This is a genomic window from Arenibacter sp. ARW7G5Y1 (assembly GCF_003201775.1).
Lineage (GTDB): Bacteria > Bacteroidota > Bacteroidia > Flavobacteriales > Flavobacteriaceae > Arenibacter.
The window spans coordinates 56,136-73,352 of record NZ_QJJZ01000008.1; the positions used below are offsets into that span (position 1 = coordinate 56,136).

Annotated in this window: 12 protein-coding genes; 8 read left to right on the plus strand and 4 right to left on the minus strand. The window is 41.0% G+C overall.

Translation table 11 applies throughout. The features are described from left to right. Positions 1-4 precede the first annotated feature (4 nt). The 3 genes from C7972_RS12710 to C7972_RS12720 are packed head-to-tail and all read right to left on the minus strand — an operon-like array spanning position 5 to position 3,613. A complete protein-coding gene (locus tag C7972_RS12710; RefSeq protein ID WP_110356562.1) occupies positions 5-922 on the minus strand; it encodes an alpha/beta hydrolase in 918 nt (305 codons plus the stop codon). Beyond that, entirely contained in the window at positions 909-2,294 is a 1,386-nt protein-coding gene (locus C7972_RS12715; RefSeq protein ID WP_220020903.1) for a PhoPQ-activated pathogenicity-related family protein, read from the minus strand. Before C7972_RS12715 ends, C7972_RS12710 begins: the two co-directional genes overlap by 14 nt. Positions 2,295-2,329: 35 nt before the next feature. Next, on the minus strand, positions 2,330-3,613 hold the full coding sequence (locus tag C7972_RS12720) for a hypothetical protein (protein WP_181422885.1): 1,284 nt from the start codon (positions 3,611-3,613) through the stop codon (positions 2,330-2,332). Between the two features lie 304 nt (positions 3,614-3,917). Here C7972_RS12720 and C7972_RS12725 point away from each other — a divergent pair, with 304 nt between their 5' ends. The 6 genes from C7972_RS12725 to C7972_RS12750 all read left to right on the plus strand — a co-directional run bounded on the left by C7972_RS12725 (position 3,918) and on the right by C7972_RS12750 (position 13,358). Continuing rightward, entirely contained in the window at positions 3,918-4,871 is a 954-nt protein-coding gene (locus C7972_RS12725; RefSeq protein WP_110356563.1) for a PKD domain-containing protein, read from the plus strand. Positions 4,872-4,922: 51 nt separating this feature from the next. After that, complete coding sequence (locus C7972_RS12730; protein WP_110356564.1) at positions 4,923-8,324, plus strand: SusC/RagA family TonB-linked outer membrane protein; 3,402 nt, start codon at positions 4,923-4,925, stop codon at positions 8,322-8,324. Positions 8,325-8,341: 17 nt separating this feature from the next. After that, positions 8,342-10,000: a SusD/RagB family nutrient-binding outer membrane lipoprotein gene (locus C7972_RS12735; RefSeq protein ID WP_220020904.1), complete on the plus strand. Its 1,659-nt coding sequence runs from the start codon at positions 8,342-8,344 to the stop codon at positions 9,998-10,000. Between the two features lie 273 nt (positions 10,001-10,273). Next, complete coding sequence (locus tag C7972_RS12740; RefSeq protein WP_181422886.1) at positions 10,274-11,395, plus strand: metallophosphoesterase; 1,122 nt, start codon at positions 10,274-10,276, stop codon at positions 11,393-11,395. Between the two features lie 14 nt (positions 11,396-11,409). Further along, complete coding sequence (locus C7972_RS12745) at positions 11,410-12,681, plus strand: hypothetical protein (protein ID WP_110356566.1); 1,272 nt, start codon at positions 11,410-11,412, stop codon at positions 12,679-12,681. A 17-nt stretch (positions 12,682-12,698) separates the two neighbouring features. Next, entirely contained in the window at positions 12,699-13,358 is a 660-nt protein-coding gene (locus C7972_RS12750) for a hypothetical protein (RefSeq protein WP_110356567.1), read from the plus strand. A gap of 249 nt (positions 13,359-13,607) precedes the next feature. Here the strand turns inward: C7972_RS12750 and C7972_RS12760 are convergent, their stop codons facing one another. Next, positions 13,608-14,456, minus strand: coding sequence for an AraC family transcriptional regulator (locus tag C7972_RS12760; RefSeq protein WP_110356569.1), 849 nt, complete (start codon positions 14,454-14,456; stop codon positions 13,608-13,610). Between the two features lie 308 nt (positions 14,457-14,764). Between C7972_RS12760 and C7972_RS12765 the strand changes: the two genes are divergently transcribed. Together C7972_RS12765 and C7972_RS12770 are read left to right on the plus strand one after the other, a co-directional pair. Next, entirely contained in the window at positions 14,765-15,688 is a 924-nt protein-coding gene (locus C7972_RS12765) for a dihydrodipicolinate synthase family protein (protein WP_110356570.1), read from the plus strand. Positions 15,689-15,788: 100 nt separating this feature from the next. Further along, entirely contained in the window at positions 15,789-17,216 is a 1,428-nt protein-coding gene (locus tag C7972_RS12770; RefSeq protein WP_110356571.1) for a PHP domain-containing protein, read from the plus strand. Position 17,217: the final 1 nt, after the last annotated feature.

Sequence of the window (17,217 nt, forward strand, 5' to 3'; positions counted from 1 at the left end):
TAATTTATAAATATTTTTTAAACCAGTTGAGCCCGTCTCCAAATATGATATCCAAGGGCGCATCCCTGTGCTTGGCATCGTACCATATAATCTCTTTGGGTTCTTGTGCCGCTTTAAACAGCAGGGAGCTCATTAAAGGAGGAACTATTTCATCATTTTTGGCATTTAACATAAGGAATGGACGGGGTGCAATCTGCTTTACAAAGTTTAATGGCTCAATGATACTTACAAAATCTTTTGCCTCCTTGGTCAGGGCAGCCTTTTCGTACAATAAGTTCAATTGTCCGCCCGCCAATGCCACTATGGGAACTTTTATGCGATTATCTATTCCGCAAAAAATAGTGCCGGTAATTCCACCCAAACTAATGCCGTAGTACCCTATCCTTTGGGCATCCAGTTCTTTCCTCGTTTCAATAAAGTCGATCGCACGCCTTAGGTCGAAGACGGTCTGACTAATAATGTTCCGGCTCCAGTGTTTGTAATTTCCTGTAAGGCTAAAATCATAAACATCGTTTTTCCGTTCCCCGTGTTCGCTAAAATCGATCCTTAACACCGCATAACCGTTTTTAAGGAATAAATCGTTGCCATAGGATACATAATCCACATTCTTATTGTCCCCCAGGCCGTGCATCAATATGACTACGGGTAGGGGAGTGGAGCTATTTTTGGGCAGGCTCAAAAGCCCTGTAACCCTTTTATGGTGTACACTATTATAGGATAGGTGATACAAGCTAAAGTCTGTGGTATCCTTCAATAGGTTAAGGGAATCCTTTAACGGAATGGCCTTATCATAGGCATAATATTCATTGACCGGCAATGCAGCGCTGGTACCCCTGGCGTAAAAAATGGCAAATGCCAGCAGAGCCAGGACAGCGATGATCCCTGAAAGCCAATATATACGTTTTTTATTAAAGGATTTCATCGTCGTCCGCTACATACATTCTAGTGCTCTTGGTGTATTTTCCTCCATTGGGATCGGCATATTCCAAATCGATATAAAAAGCCTTAAAACCACTTTTGGGAAATTTTACTTGCTGAAGAATATGGTCATGGTCTTTGGAATCTATTTTTTTGGAAGTCCATTCCTCATCCCTAAAATCCCTATCCGATGAATCTGCAGACCATATATAGGCATTTTGAAGTTCATCCGAGGTGGTTTTGACCGTTAGGGTAGCCGATGTTTTGTCGGTGGTTAGATCATAGGCCAAGCTTGCCTGGGGTGCCTTGTTCAGCGATTTCCCCCAAAAGGCACTTAAGGCCCTCACCGCCTGTTCTCCTCCACCTAGGTCATGGCCGGCATTGGGTACGTAGTGAATGTAATTTTCACCGGGTATATCATCAATGTAGTTCTTAATGGCATCTACCGGCCAATATTCATCATTGGTGCCAATAAAGATTAATTTTGGCATGGTTAAATTGGCCCTATAGGAATAGGGATCCACCATTTGGGTCAAGGCTTTTCCATCTTCGGTACCTACGGTTTGTGGAATTTCCAATTGTATGTAATCGTTGATCTGTATACTGTATTCGTTCCAAGCCGTAATATGGTAGTCCAGGCTAACGGGCATATTTAAAACGTCTATTACCATAGGGGCAATTGTTTCCACCCTCTTGTCGTTTGCTCCGGTCAACCATGTAGTCCAGCCCCGTTTTGAAGCTCCGGTTACCGTAAAGCGTGTGACCTCTTTTTGAAGATTTTTACTGCTAAATTCCTGAACTGCATCCATTGCTCGGACAGCACTTTTAACCATAGGGAATAACAAGGGCCATGTAGGGTCTTTATCATTTTTATAATTGTGCAAGGTGAAGGAAATGAGTTCGTCCTCCGTAAGGCCATCATAAAGGGGTTGGTTGGGAACTTGCCTGACTATAGCCACTATGGCCTTGTTCTTTTGGGCTACTTGGGCAAAACTGATGGATTTTTTGTCTTCTTCATTTGAAGACCAATTGGGTATTCCCTCTTTTATGCTCCCGCCCGTAATCATTAGAAGCGCTCCGTCATGGGCCACCTCCTTGGGGACCAATACGGTTAGTTCATGGGTCCAGACATGTTCTCTCCATTTCTGGGAGGTCAGCATAAGTTCATAGGCGGTTACATCCCCTATGGCGTAATTCTCTTTTAGTTCCCATTTATAGGTTTGGTCTTCATTGTTCAGGTAGCTTTGCAAGGCGTTGGAAGGGGTTATTTCGGCTACGGTAGTAGCATCGTTTTTTGCCAGTTTTTTTGGACTGTCCTTACAGGAAATAATACATAGTAGGGACATTGATAGAAAAATAGAAGCCAATTTTTTCATTTGGATCTTGTGTTAATTGTTAAGGAATTGATTTATTAATTGGGTTTTGGACTGTTATGGATAAGGGTCAATAGATCATTGATAAGGATTTCTCCTGTTTTCTCCCCTAGACTAGTGCGACTTACATACATATATCTTTTAAAACTGTTAAAATCTTCTTTGGTCAATATATATCCAAAGGCATCGTTGGTCAGACCAAAAAGGAAAGGATGTTCCGTGGGCATATTTCTTTTTAAATAGTATCCTATATTGGGTAGGGCTTCCCCGGGGATGGTCAGGATTTGGGCCGAGCCAATATTTAATAGGTTGAGGGTTGTACTTACAGATCGGTCGGACTTGCCCATTTTTAATGGGGAATTATTTAAGATATATCTCATCATTTCCGAATCTATAGGAAATTCGGCCTGTGTGGAGGTGCAATACAGTTGCGGATCCTCTTGGATTTCGGCCTCGGATACTATTCTTAAGGCCTCATCTGCCAAAAGGTTCCCTATCCGCTTGCATTCTTCCCAATCATTGGCTTCCTTATTATTGTCCTGTCTATTGTCTGCCGTTACCATGCCTCCTTGGGCACTGTTCATAAATAGGGCCATCCCACCTGCCTTGGCTTCAATTCTATCATATAGGGGGCCAATAAGATCAGGACTCAGTATTCCTTGATCACTGCCAATCACCTCTGGATGAATGGCATAATTAACCAAAGTAACTATGGGTAGGTCCCTGTTTTTACCCTTGGTGCCAAGTGCCTGTATAATACCGCATCTTGGGTCGTACAATTCAGGAGCGTAATAGTTGTAGGCTATTTTTCCTTTGGCTTCGCCCACCGCAATTTTTAATTTGGCGGGTTCCAGATTTGTTGAAGCTTCGTTTACCGCGTCGGCTATTTGGGTTACACACCAGTCAAGATACTTTAGATCGGCTGCGTGATTACCATTTTCATCGGGGAAGGCATAGGCATCGGGAGCACTATGGGTATGTGTGGCACCTATTAATATATTGTTGAACGGAATGTCCTTAATTAATTTTCTTGCTTTATTGCCAAGTGCAGCCGGCCATCCGAGATTGTCGATATTAACGATGGCAATTTTTTCGTTTCCCTTTTCCAATACCATGGCCCTAACGTAGAGTTCTCCTTTTTTTTCAGTTGAGGGTTTGGGGGTTCCTACACCACCGGAAACTAAAATGAGTGGATCAGGGGTAATTATCCTTTTGGCCGCACCCACCTTAAGATGTTGGGAATGCACACCAATAGAAACTAAAAAGACAAAAATCTGCAGGGTCAATCTTGACTTACAAGGTTTGTAAGAATAATTTTTCATAAATCTTCACATTTAAATGTTAAAAATGCTCCTATTATGCATGCATAAAACTTAATAAGAATATTGACTTATTTTACAAAAATATATTTAATTTCCTAAATCGAGGGTTAATATTTAATGCATATTTAATAATATATCTGAATTGTTTTGAAAAATTTAAATATATTTTTGGTAAAAGTGTAATCAAAAGGTCTTAATATTAACGTATCGTTAACTAAAGGTTATTAAGTTGATAACTTGATATTGGTAAATGGTAATTTTTGATCTTTGAATGCAAAAAAAAACTAACTAAAAACTGTTATTTATGACTAAAAAAAATCTAATACTGTTGTATGGAGTTTTATTTTCGATGATGCTATCCCTGTCTTCCTGTAGCTCGGATGATAGTGCCGGTTCGGAAGATATTCCTCTTTCCGCCGATATTTTTCAAAGTGTCGTAGGGAAAAAAGTAGCTTTCCAAGGGTTGACCAACAATGCGTCCTCTTGGACATGGGATTTTGGGGATGGGGCTACAAGCAGTGAGAAAAACCCGGTTCATGTTTATTCCGAAGGTGGATACTACATTGCCAAGTTAACAGCAACCTCGCAGGATGGGAGTTCGGTAACCACGGAAGTGAATCTGGCCGTAGATTTAACTCCTTATATATTACTTACTGGGGGGCCTACGGCTGCCGATGGTAAAACTTGGCGTTTGGCCAACGCGCATTCGTCAGGAGATTATTTTGCCAATGCAGATGCGGGTCTTACTCCTTTTGATGGTGCGCCATACCCACTTCCAGGGGGTATTTTAGGAGCAGGTTTGGGGCTAGGTGAAGTGTATCAGGATGAATACACTTTTCATTACGATGGGAGCTATTCCATGGATTTAAAGGATGGAGCGGCCTTTAGTGGTTTGGTATATCAATTCTTAACGGCGGGTCCGGCTGGAATTAAAAACCCAAGTTCCGACCAGGATTTTGGTTTGTGTACAGGTTATTTTACTCCCGAGCCCAATGCTACCTTTACCTATGAGGAAAGTACGGATTTAACGGTTTCTTCAGTATATGCTCCTCCAACTTATGCGTTGACTTTTAGTGGTGTAAGCACGTTGAGCTTTTCAGGAGATATGTTTTTTGGACTATTGGATTTTGAGCGAAAAGTTATGGTTCAGGAAATAAAGGACAATACTATGAAAGTAGCCATGTTTATTTCTGCTTCTCCGGATTATGCTCCGCTAAACACTCATGCGCTAGTATTAACTTTTGAGGCTGTGAAATAGTCTGTAATGTGGAAAATCGAAAAGAAAAATAATTAACTACAATATAATTCTATGAACACATATTTAAAAAATAAAGTACAGGGGATTGGGCAGATATGCTGGATTTTAATGGTGTTGTGCACGACTTCTGTAATGGCTCAATCTGTTCAGCATACAGTTTCGGGCAATATAACGTCCTCTGAAGATGGAATGCCTTTGCCAGGGGTCAGTATCGTATTAAAAGGGACTATCCAAGGGGTGTCATCCGATTTTGACGGCAACTACAGTATCAATGTGCCCAACGGTAATGGTACGCTTGTTTATTCCTATTTAGGTTTTGAAACTCAGGAAGTAGCTGTTAATGGAAGGACTACGGTGAGTATCTCCCTAGAACCTGGCGCGCAAGCCTTGGATGAGGTAGTGGTAACTGCCTTAGGTATCAAAAGGGAGGACAAGTCTTTAGGGTATTCCGTTGAAAATGTAGCCGGGGAGGAATTGACCAGGGTTGCCCAAGAGAACGTATTGAATTCCCTATCCGGTAAGGTAGCCGGGGTTACCCTGAACTCTACCGGAGGTACGGGTTCTTCGGTAAGTATGGTTATTAGGGGGGCAATCTCCTTAAGTTCGGACAACCAGCCATTATTCGTGATAGATGGGGTGCCCATTGCCAACTCGGTAAATAACGTGGGTGGATTCGGTAACGATAACCGTGTGGATTATGGTAATGCCATCTCGGATTTGGATCCCAATAGTATTGAGAATGTCAGTATTTTGAAGGGTCCTAGTGCAGCAGCCTTGTATGGTTCTAGAGCTGGTAATGGAGTGGTATTGATCACGACCAAAAAAGCCAACGAAAAAGAAAAGATGAAAGTGAATTTCACGTCCAATACCGTCTTTGATGTTCCTTATAAATATTTGGAGCAACAGACACGATTTGCCTCAGGGTATTTTTCCTTTTCCCCAGAATCTCAGGGTGGAAGTTATATAATGCCGGCAATAGCGCTTTCTGGAGGTAACTCGGGCCCGGAATTGGATAAGGGGTATTTTGCGGTGCAATGGAATGCACCTTTGGATGCCAATGGAGTTCCTATTCCTACAGAATTAAAATCTTATCCCAATAATATTAAGAATTTTGTTCAGACAGGAATTACTACCACCAATAGCTTAACGGTAACCAATAGTACAAAAGCGTTGAATTATAGATTGGGGGTGACCAATATGGAAAATACAGGCTTGGTACCGAACTCTGATGTAAACAGAAATAGTTTTTCATTGTCCGCTACATCCAATCTAAACGATAAATTGGAGATAAGTACCAATGTTAACGTAGTTCATAGTTTTGCCGATAATAGGCCGGCTTCCAACAGGGGAGCAAATCCTTTACAATGGGCTTATGCCATGCCAGCTAATATTGATATAAGGAGCATTAAGGATTACGATTTGCCCGGTACCGAAGTGTTGAGCCTTTCCAATGACTATAACAATCCATATTTCTTGGCCAACGAGGTAAATAATAGTTATTCAAGATACAGGGTATTTGGAAATATGGCCTTGGATTGGAAATTATCGCCTTCCTTCAATATAAGGACCAGCTATAATTTGAACAGTTATAATCAGACTCAGGAAACTAAAATGTCTCCAGGATACAGCGGGGAGACCAATAATGGTACTTACGGTATTTCCAAGACCGATGGAGTGGAGACAAATGTGGATCTTTTGGCCACTTTTACCAAGGAATTTGGAGATTTTGATATGACAATTTCTGGAGGTGGCAACCTAATGTATCAAAAAAGTTCTGGTATTAGCAATTCTGCTGCCTCAAAGGTGGGGCTTATTGTACCTGACCTATTTACAATTAGCAACATTGCCCCAACTTCTTTGGTATATTCCAGTTATATGAGTGAACGAGGAATTAACAGTGTGTACGCTTTGGGTAATTTTGGATTTAAGGATATGTTGTATTTGGATGTTACCGCAAGGAACGATTGGTCCAGTACGCTTCCAGTGGACAACCGCTCCTATTTTTATCCCTCTGCATCCCTTAGCTTTTTGTTGAGCGAAGTGGTGGATATCCCCAAAGTTGATCTTTTTAAACTAAGAGGTGGTTGGGCCAGAGTAGGTAATGATACGGATCCTTATCAATTGGGGTCCTATTACCTCAATGGTGGGCAATGGGACAATGCGGTTCTTTATACTGCTGAGGGAGGGTTAAATACTCCCAATTTGCTTCCTGAAGAGGCCACTTCTAAGGAATTTGGAGTGGATTTGACCATGTTTAATAATAGATTCCGATTTGAAGGAACTTATTACACCGTGGAAAACAGAAATCAAATTGTTCCCAATGTGCCAATCCCAGGATCTTCGGGCTATGGTAGTGTGAGTATAAATGCTGGGGTTTTGGAAAGTAAGGGCTACGAACTTTCCTTAGGAATTACTCCTATAAGGACAGATAACTTTAATTGGGATTTAAATTTCAACTTTACTACCAATGAATCAAAAATTTTGAATCTTTCAGAAGGTGTACCTTATATAGAATTCTGGAGCGAGAACAAAAGTGTATCCAGAGGTTATGTAGCCAATCCGGCCACGGGTGAGGATGGTTTGGTCGGAAATTTATATTCTCCCAAGATCCAAAGGGTGACCGATCCCAATTCACCATATTTTGGATATCCAATGTTGGGTGAAGGTGAGGATGCTGAATGGTTGGCCGAAGAGGAAAGGGTGAAGGTAGGAAACTATAATCCTGATTTTGTAATGGGACTACAGTCCAGTTTTTCCTATAAGAACTTGACCTTGAATATGACTTTCGACTGGCGGTCTGGTGGCCAGTACATGTCACAAACCTCAAGATATATGACAGAGGATGGCTATAGTCAACAGTTGTTGGATAACTTGATCGATCCTGGAATTAATCAGACCGGTCCTGAGTTGAAACAATGGGTATTGGATAATGCCGATCTTTTAATCTATGGCGAAAACTTTATCTCTATTGGAGGTCCTCCGGGCAATGGAGGTTTTCCTGAGGCCTTTTCTGGAACAGTTGTTTATGACGGGGTTTTCAATGCGGGGGTAGTAGGTTATCACGATGAAAATGGTAATTTTATTTTGGAAAACGAAAACCTAGGACTCGATGGAACGAATTTTATTCCATTCTCCGTTGCCAATGCATGGGATTTTGGAACACCACATATGTTTGATGCAGATTATATAAAATTACGGGAGATATCATTGGGTTACGATCTGCCCAGTAAGTTTGTGGAAAAAGCCGGTTTGGACAATGTAAATGTGTCCGTCTACAGTAGAAATATTATGTTGTGGACCAAGGATTCAGCTTTCGGAGTGGATCCGGAAAGGGCTTTTCAGGCAGAATCAGGTACGGATGCAAGAGGTACCCAATTTAAACAAGGTATAGAACGCTATAATGTGGATCCATGGGTTATCCCAGTTGGTTTTAAAATTGGTATAACATTTTAATAAAAAAAACTAAGATCATGATGTATCAGATAAAAAGTAAAATGGCCTTATTGGTATCGGGACTTATAGTTTTGGTCTCTTGTCACGGCTTGGAGGACCTTAATGAAAATCCCAATAGAATTGGTTCGGATAACGTGGATCCCAACCTATTGGTGCCCACGGTAATTAGTGGCGCTGCAAAAAACACTTTGAACCTAGGGTTTGGGGATATCGCGGGGGTGATGCAACATACCCAAAAAGATGGTTGGTCCGGGGGACATAACTCCTATGATTGGAGTAACGACTCCCATAGTTGGAACGGCTATTACAGCTTGTTGACCAATAATAAAACCCTGATTGAAAAGGCAGAAACCGATAATTTGGAATTCCATATAGGGGTAGGTTTGGTTATGAAGGCCTATATTTTTGGGATGATAACCGATTTATGGGGCGATGCTCCCTATTCCGAGGCCTTAAGGGGGGATGAGGGAGCAGAGTTTTTCAATGCAGCTTTTGACAATCAAAAGGACATCTATACGGGAATCCTGGCCGACTTGGCAAGGGCCAATACCCTTTTGTCCAAAAGTCAGAGTGCCTATTTTAGTATTCAGGAAGATCAGGACGTACTCTATGGAGGTGAGGTTTCCAAATGGCGGAAATTTGCCAATTCATTGGCATTGAGATATTATATGCGATTATCTGCAAAAGAACCGGGATTGGCCGAAGAAGGTATTAGAAGGCTAACCTCCAATGCAGCGCAATATCCGTTAATATTGAACGCATCTGATGATGCCGCCATGTCCTATGTAGGTAACACGGGAAGTGATTCCTGGCCTACCAATACCCAATTCGACAATAGCCCTAATGGAGCCTATTTTAGACTTAAAATGGCAAAAACCCTAGTGGATGCCTTACAGGAACTGGACGACCCTAGGCTCGCTGTTTGGGCGAATAAAGTTGAGATACCCTTGGTATTGGATCCAGGTGCCCCTGATGGAACGGATGAAATTGTAGATGGAGAAAGACGCATTTCACAAGACATTGTAGATGCTTATGAGGATATTGTGGGGGAACCAGTAGATTATGATAAGGAATATATTGGTCTTCCTACTGCCATGGTATTGGCTGGAGCCTATAACCTTAAAACGGTTGGGTCCCTTCAGGGAAGTGCCAATCCCCATGCTTCCCAGTTGAATGATATTTATAGGGCGGCCAGTGGTCCGTTGTTAAAGGCCCGTTTACTCTCGGCCGCTGAAGTACATTTTATTTTGGCGGAAGCAGCGTTAAAAGGCTGGGTGAGCGGTGGTCCAGAGGGTCATTATAATGAAGGAATTAAACAGTCTTTGGAAACTTGGGGCGTTGGAGACGAATATGATGATTATATAGCAGGAGCTGCTTATGGTGGATTGGAAGATATCATGGAGCAAAAGTGGATAGCCAGTTGGTCCGCTGCTACAGAAGCTTGGTTCGATTACAGAAGAACCGGTTTACCTGACCTTCAAGTGGGCGTTGCTACCAAACGGGATGCCTTACCATTACGATTTTATTACCATATAAATGAGATAGATACTAATGCTGAAAACGCCGATGCTGCCATTCAGAAATTGGAGGCTACCGAATACAAAGGTGAAGATACAAGCAATAACAGTGCCTGGTCTAAAATGTGGTTGTTGCAGGGTACAGGAAAACCGTACTAAATTACTATTTGAATTAGTTTAGCAACTATATTAAAGGAGGCATTCCGCAAGGGCTGCCTCTTTTTATTAAGGAGTCCCGCAATGTGAAGGCGACAGCTCCCTTGAAATGCGAAAGTCCATCCAATCCCGACTTTTCGGAAGGGATGATGGTTTACTGCCCCCTAATCTTGTATCGGTTCCATAATGGAAACAGGGCTGCCATGGGGTTTATTATCGTTTATTAATATTTTTCTAATGTCGGATTATTTGTTCCGATTCCTAAATTTCAAAATCATGCAAAAACTAGTGTTCTTGTCCTTTTTGTTAAGTAGTCTTATCAGTGTTGCCCAAGTAAAGGACAAAATTGCCTTTGGCCCTTATATTCAGCAAATGGGAACCAAAGATGCCACCATATGTTGGTCCACTTTGGAGAGTGCGCCTACCATTACGGATAAGGATGGAAACGTAAAGACCATTGGGGAATATAAACACCACAAAATTCATCTTGGGAACCTTGAACCCAATACAGAATACCAATATGATGTTCTTAACGATGGTTCGGATGAAGGCAAAGGTACTCTTACCACTTACCCAGATGAAATAATACCTTTTAATTTTGCTGTTACCGGCGACTCCAGGAACAGGCACGACGTGCATGCCAAAATAGTGGCCAGAATCATGGAGACCAATCCCAGATTTATTATCAATTCGGGGGATTTGGTGGCAAACGGACGATCTATTAGCGATTGGGAAGCCTTTTTTGGGGTAAATAAGGAGCTAATGAGAAATACGCCCTACTATCCCGTTTTGGGCAACCACGAAAAGGATTCGCCCTATTACTATGACCTGTTCGATTTGCCCAACAATGAAAAATACTACTATTTCACCGTTGGAGATGCCCTTTTTATTGTTTTGGACAGTGAAGGCAAGCAAATTTCAGAGCCCGATTTTATCTCGGAAAAGAACAGTGATGACTTCTGGAAAAATGCCTTTTCCGAGTATTTTAACACCCAGAAAAAATGGTTGGAAAATGTCTTGGAATTGAACAAGGAGGCGGGTTTTGTTTTCATTTTTCAACACAAACCCTTGTATAGCGCCATGAAAAACAGAAAGGCGGAAGCCGAACAGACCCGTAAATTCTGGGGCGATATCTTTGAAAGACATAAGGTTCAGGTTTTTTTGAACGGGCATGATCACCATTATCACCGGGCCACTAAAAATGGGGTGCATTATATTACCTCTGCGGGAGCGGGAGCTCCACTGTACGATATAGAGCTCACCTTACCGGAAACTCAGAAATCCAGTAAAATAGAACATTTTGTCAATGTACAGATCAATAAGAAGAATGCCTTTTTGTATGTGACGGATATTAACGGCAATGAAATTGAAACCGTTGAAATAAAAAGAAGAAAATAATCATCTCAAATAGTATGAAAACTAGTAAAATAGGAGTTCAGGTTTTAATAGTGGCCATGTCTTTGGCCACTGCTTGGGCCATTCGGGGCCAGTTTGGACATGAACAGGGTGCTGCCTGGGCAGGGGCAATAGGAGGTCTGGCCCTGGTACTCGTATCCGGCAGAAAGGATTGGTATAACAAAATGATGTTGGTGGCTCTGGCATCGGCCGTAGGTTGGGGAGCTGGGGGAATGATCAGTTATGGCAAGGTTGTTGGCTATGGTTTCGCCGATAACTTTGTCAATGCATATTACGGCTTGGGGATGCTCTTCGTTATTGGAGGTTTATTCGGCTTACTGGGCGGTGGCCTAGTAGGTTTAACCTTGGATTCTACAAAGGAAAACAGGGTAAGGTGGGGTGCCTTGCTATCCGAAATGACGGCCGGTGGAATTATCGGTTATTATTTTCTTATAGAGCAGATCGGTTTCAAGATGACCCCTCCCAGATCCGAGGCCTGGGCCGTGTGTCTTGGAGCGGGCTTGGCCATGTTATGGTATATGGCCAGGGAAAAGAGAAACTCGGCCATTAGGGTGGCCTTTTATGCCATGCTGGGCGGAGGTATAGGTTTTAGCTTTGGTAATTTCTTACATGTTCTTGGCAATGTATGGCAAATTCCTTTTAATATGTGGAACGTTATGGAATACTGCATTGGTTTTTGTGGTGGCTCTGGTATGGCCTATGGAGTATATACTTCCAAGTGGCCAAAGGAGATTCCAAGGGCCGCCAAATGGGAAAACTGGTCGGCCCTGCTTATTGTGGCGCTCTTTATTCCGTTGATCGTTTACAGGGAATCACTTACCTATGCCCATATTGCCAGGCGTTTGGAGAATTTGCCCAATATAGAATCCGTTGCCTCCACAAGTACTATAATGGTAGTGTTGGTGTTACTCGCTATGATAATAACCCTCTCTTTGAGATTTAAAAAGGATCAATTTTCCCAAAAAGATGTCTTGTATACCTTTTTTACAATGTTAATAGCTTACACTTTTATGAGCTATGCAGTAACGGGAATTTTTGGGGGAGAAATGCACCTTAACCATCATCTTTACGTTTTAAACATCATTTTGATCTTTGCTTTGCTCCGATCGGGTACTTTGCAGTATACCTATACCGAAATGGATAAAATAGTCCTTAAAAAATGGCTTCTCCATTTGATCCTCGTACTGGGCGTGCTAGCTATTTTGGCTGTCATAGCCATAAGCGTACACGGCGACTTGGGGGACAGGGATAGATTTCCCATGAATTAAATTGAAGCTTGGTTTTAATGGAGGAAAGTGCACAAAGGAAATACCTAAGATTTATTTGGCTTGTTTTAATTATTTCAATGGGCTATGCGGTCTTAAGATATAATGTGGTGGGAACTGTTGCTTGGAAAGAGGTGCCAATATTTATTCTCAACAAAGGCGTCTCCTTGGCCGCAATAGTTTTACTTACGTTTAGTTTCTCCATTGGACCCTTGGACAATTTGGGGTTTTCAACATTAAATTTTGGGTTGGAAAGCAGAAAAATATGGGGAATTTCAGGCCTGCTGTTGACCATATTCCACCTGCTACTTAGTTTTCTGATTTTTAATCCCCATTACTATCCCAAGTTTTTCGATAAGGATCTTAGCCTTTCCGTTATAGGGAATTTTAGTTTGTTCGCCGGCATGGCCAGCTTTATGATACTGGGTCTTTATCACTGGTGCTTTAGAAATCGCTCTAAAAATAAAGAAATACTTATAAACCTTATTACATCCAAGAAATTTCTATTGGTCCTGTTATTTCTACTGGGAACCCATCTTTTTTTTATGGGGTATGCCACATGGGCCAGTCCTTCAAAATGGCAGGGAGGCCTGCCTCCAATCAGTTTAATTTCATTTATGGTGGTACTTTTCGGTTTTCTTATTAATGTGTTTGGTCGCATCTCGGATAGGAAAGTATAAACAATATACCGTACAGACGGCGGGTGTACGGCCAAAGGGTACCTATCGATTTCAACATACGGAAACTGTTTTGGACAAAGGGTTGGAAGGTGCAAAAAATTAACGATATGCAATGGCATATCCAGATACTGTTTGTTCTATTGGGAGGTGTAAATTTGAGGAATTCTAAAGGAGGAATAATACCTGTTGCCTCTTCCGGTTGCACAGGCCATAGCAAACCATATGGGAGTGGCATGGAACAACTAAATATTACCTAAAGGTCTTGCGGTAGTCCGATGGGGTTTTTCCCATAATATGCTTAAAGTAATGGTTAAAATTGGCCAGATTGTTATACCCGCTTTCAAAACAGATCTGAGTGATCTGTTTATCGGTTTCGGCCAATAATTTGGCGGCTATGCCAACCCTAACACTTTTTACGTATTCCATAAAGGTAAGATCTGTCTTCTTTTTAAAATACCTGCAAAAGGAACTTGGTGCCATATTCAATACGGCAGCGGCTTCCTCCAATTTTACGCCTTCCTGGATATTTTGAAAAACATATTCGTAGACCTTATTTATTTTATCCAGATTCTTTGAGAAAACGGCCGAACTGTTATTGGGATTGGATAAGTTTTCCCTTTCATCTACCTGCAACAGAAAATTAAATATTTTAAGCATTTCAATATAATATTCCAAGCCGTCCAATTGTGTCATGTATTCGAGGCTTTGCCTTATGTGGCTATCATTGTCCAGTTTAAAACGGAGCCCGGTGCTAGACTGCTTTAAAAGGTCTACCACCTGCTCCAGCTCTGGCATCCTAAAAAAGTCGGAATTAATGATATCTTCCGAAAAGTGGGTAACAATACAAAAAGGATCATTTCCCTTTTCAAAATCCAAGGCTTCCCAGCAGTGGGGCAAATTAGGCCCCAGGAGAACCAGATCCCCTTTTTCAAATCCAGAGATGTTGTCACCAACAATTCTTCTGCCAGATCCGGAAGTGATAAAGTTTAATTCAAAATTTCTGTGGGAATGGATTCTGGCATTGGATGCCAAGGGTAATTTTCTCGATATAAATGAATGCTTATTGGGTACAAATATTTTTTCAAAAATAAATTCCATGGCTTGGTATATTGACAATATTGGACTAATATAATTAAATTATTCAGAAATAAGGTTAAAATATAATGCAATTAAAACAATATTGTAGTGGCACGGGTTTTTAAATTGACTTTATTTTGTTAGAGCAACAAATCGAGTTTTATACAATTGGTGGCAGTAGGTCCCATTATCCATTAAACAGATCTATTGATCACATATAAATTCATAAACAACCTAAATTACCAACCATTATGAAATTGATTATTACAACTTTTTGTCCATTGGTAGGTATTGCCATTATTTAATATTAATCCTTTAATTATACAATCATGAAATTGGCTATAAAAGGAATAATACCACCCATGGTAACACCTTTACTTGAGAATAAGGAACTAGACCTTTTGGGGTTGAAAAATTTATTAAACCATTTAATAAGTGGCGGGGTCCACGGAATTTTTATTTTGGGAACCACAGGGGAAGGCCCTAGTCTTAGTTATGCGGTTAGGAAACAGCTTATATCCGAAACCTGTAAAATTGTAAATAAAAAAGTTCCTGTCTTGGTGGGGATTACGGATACTTCTTTTGATGGGACCATGGAAATAGCCAATCATGCAAAAAAGGTTGGTGCAGACGCCTTGGTAGTGGCACCTCCCTACTATTTTCCCATTGCCCAAGAAGAAATGGGGGATTATCTGGAAAGTTTGGTGCCTATGTTGCCATTGCCCTTTATGTTGTATAATATGCCTAGTTGTACAAAACTTCATTTATCCATAGACGTGGTCAAGAGGGCCAAGGAATTGGGGGCCATAGGCATTAAGGATAGTTCCGGGGATCTAACCTATCTGTATATGCTGATAGAAGAGTTTAAGAACGATCCATCTTTTTCCATAATCGCCGGAACCGAGCTGTTTTTGCCAGAGACGATTATGAACGGTGGTCATGGTTCCGTAGCCGGGGGAGCCAATTTTTTCCCAAGGTTATTTGTAGATCTATATGAGGCAGCAATGAATCAAGATTTGGAAAAAATAAAGTTATTGCGGGAAAAGGTCATTATGGTCCACCAGACCATTTATGAGGTAGGGGAGTATTCCTCCAGACATATAAAGGGTACCAAATCGGCTTTGTTGGCCATGGGTATTTGCCAAGATCACAATGCGGAACCATTGGACCGATTTACGGAGGAACAGAGGGAAAGGATAAAAAAGTATGTAGCTCAATTCAATTATAGGAACGAGTATAATCCTGTACATTAAAAATTCTGCCCGGGGGGCTTAATACGTATCTTTGTAAAGGTTTTTTTCTTTTATTGTAAACTGGTATATCTGGAATACCTAGCCTAATGATAATATTAAAATGTTGAAAAAGTCTTTTGTTGCAATTCCGATTTTGATAGTCGCTTTTCTGGCATTTTTTTTTCATTTGGATATCCATATTATTGATGCCCTTAGCCTCGAAACCCTTCCCGAATACGATATCCATATTCCGGTTTTGAGAATTATTTTTGAACCAATTTTGGGGTTGTTGTTATATGTAAACCGGACTATTTATCCCTTACAGGAATTACCGATTACGCTGCTGTGGATTTTGGTTTTTTATTTATGCCTGAGTCTTTCCAAGATTTTTAAAGTAACTGCACCTCCCAACAGAAGTCGAAAAGCTTTGCGTTTTTTGGGGAACCTACCTTTGTTGATCGGTATTTGTTTTTCAGTTTTTGTAGTTATTCTTTTCATTCGACTGCCTAATAATACCATTGTAAACAATAGCTCGGATGAAATATTGCTAACTAGCCACTCCCATACCGAATTTAGTCATGATGGATTGATATCCCAGGAAAAAATGTGGGCTTGGCACAAGAGGAATGGTTTCGATGCCTTTTTTATAACAGACCATGCCAATCACAAAAAAACATTGGAATTTGTAAACAAGCAAAGGAACAATCAATTTCCCATAGAACCTTTGGTCATGGTCGGTCAAGAGCATTCGGGTTCCAATCATATGAGTCTGTTGGGGCTGAACGGAAAATTTGAAACCAAGGATAAACCCGATTCCCTTATTGTAGACCTAGTGCATAAGCATGGCGGCGCTGTAATAATAAATCATTGGTTTGATGGGAAGGGAAAGGATAAGGAGTTTTATAGGGAGCTAGGTGCAGATGGTTTTGAAATTGAAAATGTGGGCAAGGAACTTTATTATGACCGAACCCTATTTAAGGACCTTAAGAAGTTCTGTGAAGATAATAAGCTCCTTATGATGGGCGGACTCGATTTTCACGGTTACGGTAGGGCATGTGGCATATGGAATGCCTTCCAAATTCCAAATTGGCATCAAATGGACCCGGATAAAAAGGAAAAATCCATTTTGGACATAATAAGGACCAGGGATCAAAGTAGGGTGAAGGTTCTAATGTACCAGGATCGACCTTTTTATAGTGGGGAAAATTTATTGTTCCAACCCTTCATTACCGCGGTAAATTATTTTAGAACGTTGAATTTTTGGCAAGTGTTATCATGGGCTATATGGTTGGTCTTATTCCAATTACTGTGGAACTACAGAAGAAAGCATTTTATGCCATTGCATAAAAGAATGGCCTTGACAGCTATGGTAAGTGCCCTGTTTTTAATACTCCTTGGGCTGTACTATATGGTCAGGGGCAATGCAGTAAAGGGCTATAGCAAAGTGTTTGCCGAATACAGTTCCTTGCTTCTTACCATAGGTTCTGTATTTATGGTCTACTCTCTTTTGACCATATATTTCCGATTCTTTAGAAAAATTAAAAAATAAA

Coding starts and splice junctions, on each gene's coding strand:
- C7972_RS12710 (WP_110356562.1), bottom strand. CDS start 922: ATGAAATCCTTTAATAAAAAACGTATATATTGGCTTTCAGGGATCATC.
- C7972_RS12715 (WP_220020903.1), bottom strand. CDS start 2,294: ATGAAAAAATTGGCTTCTATTTTTCTATCAATGTCCCTACTATGTATT.
- C7972_RS12720 (WP_181422885.1), bottom strand. CDS start 3,613: ATGAAAAATTATTCTTACAAACCTTGTAAGTCAAGATTGACCCTGCAG.
- C7972_RS12725 (WP_110356563.1), top strand. CDS start 3,918: ATGACTAAAAAAAATCTAATACTGTTGTATGGAGTTTTATTTTCGATG.
- C7972_RS12730 (WP_110356564.1), top strand. CDS start 4,923: ATGAACACATATTTAAAAAATAAAGTACAGGGGATTGGGCAGATATGC.
- C7972_RS12735 (WP_220020904.1), top strand. CDS start 8,342: ATGATGTATCAGATAAAAAGTAAAATGGCCTTATTGGTATCGGGACTT.
- C7972_RS12740 (WP_181422886.1), top strand. CDS start 10,274: ATGCAAAAACTAGTGTTCTTGTCCTTTTTGTTAAGTAGTCTTATCAGT.
- C7972_RS12745 (WP_110356566.1), top strand. CDS start 11,410: ATGAAAACTAGTAAAATAGGAGTTCAGGTTTTAATAGTGGCCATGTCT.
- C7972_RS12750 (WP_110356567.1), top strand. CDS start 12,699: ATGGAGGAAAGTGCACAAAGGAAATACCTAAGATTTATTTGGCTTGTT.
- C7972_RS12760 (WP_110356569.1), bottom strand. CDS start 14,456: ATGGAATTTATTTTTGAAAAAATATTTGTACCCAATAAGCATTCATTT.
- C7972_RS12765 (WP_110356570.1), top strand. CDS start 14,765: ATGAAATTGGCTATAAAAGGAATAATACCACCCATGGTAACACCTTTA.
- C7972_RS12770 (WP_110356571.1), top strand. CDS start 15,789: ATGTTGAAAAAGTCTTTTGTTGCAATTCCGATTTTGATAGTCGCTTTT.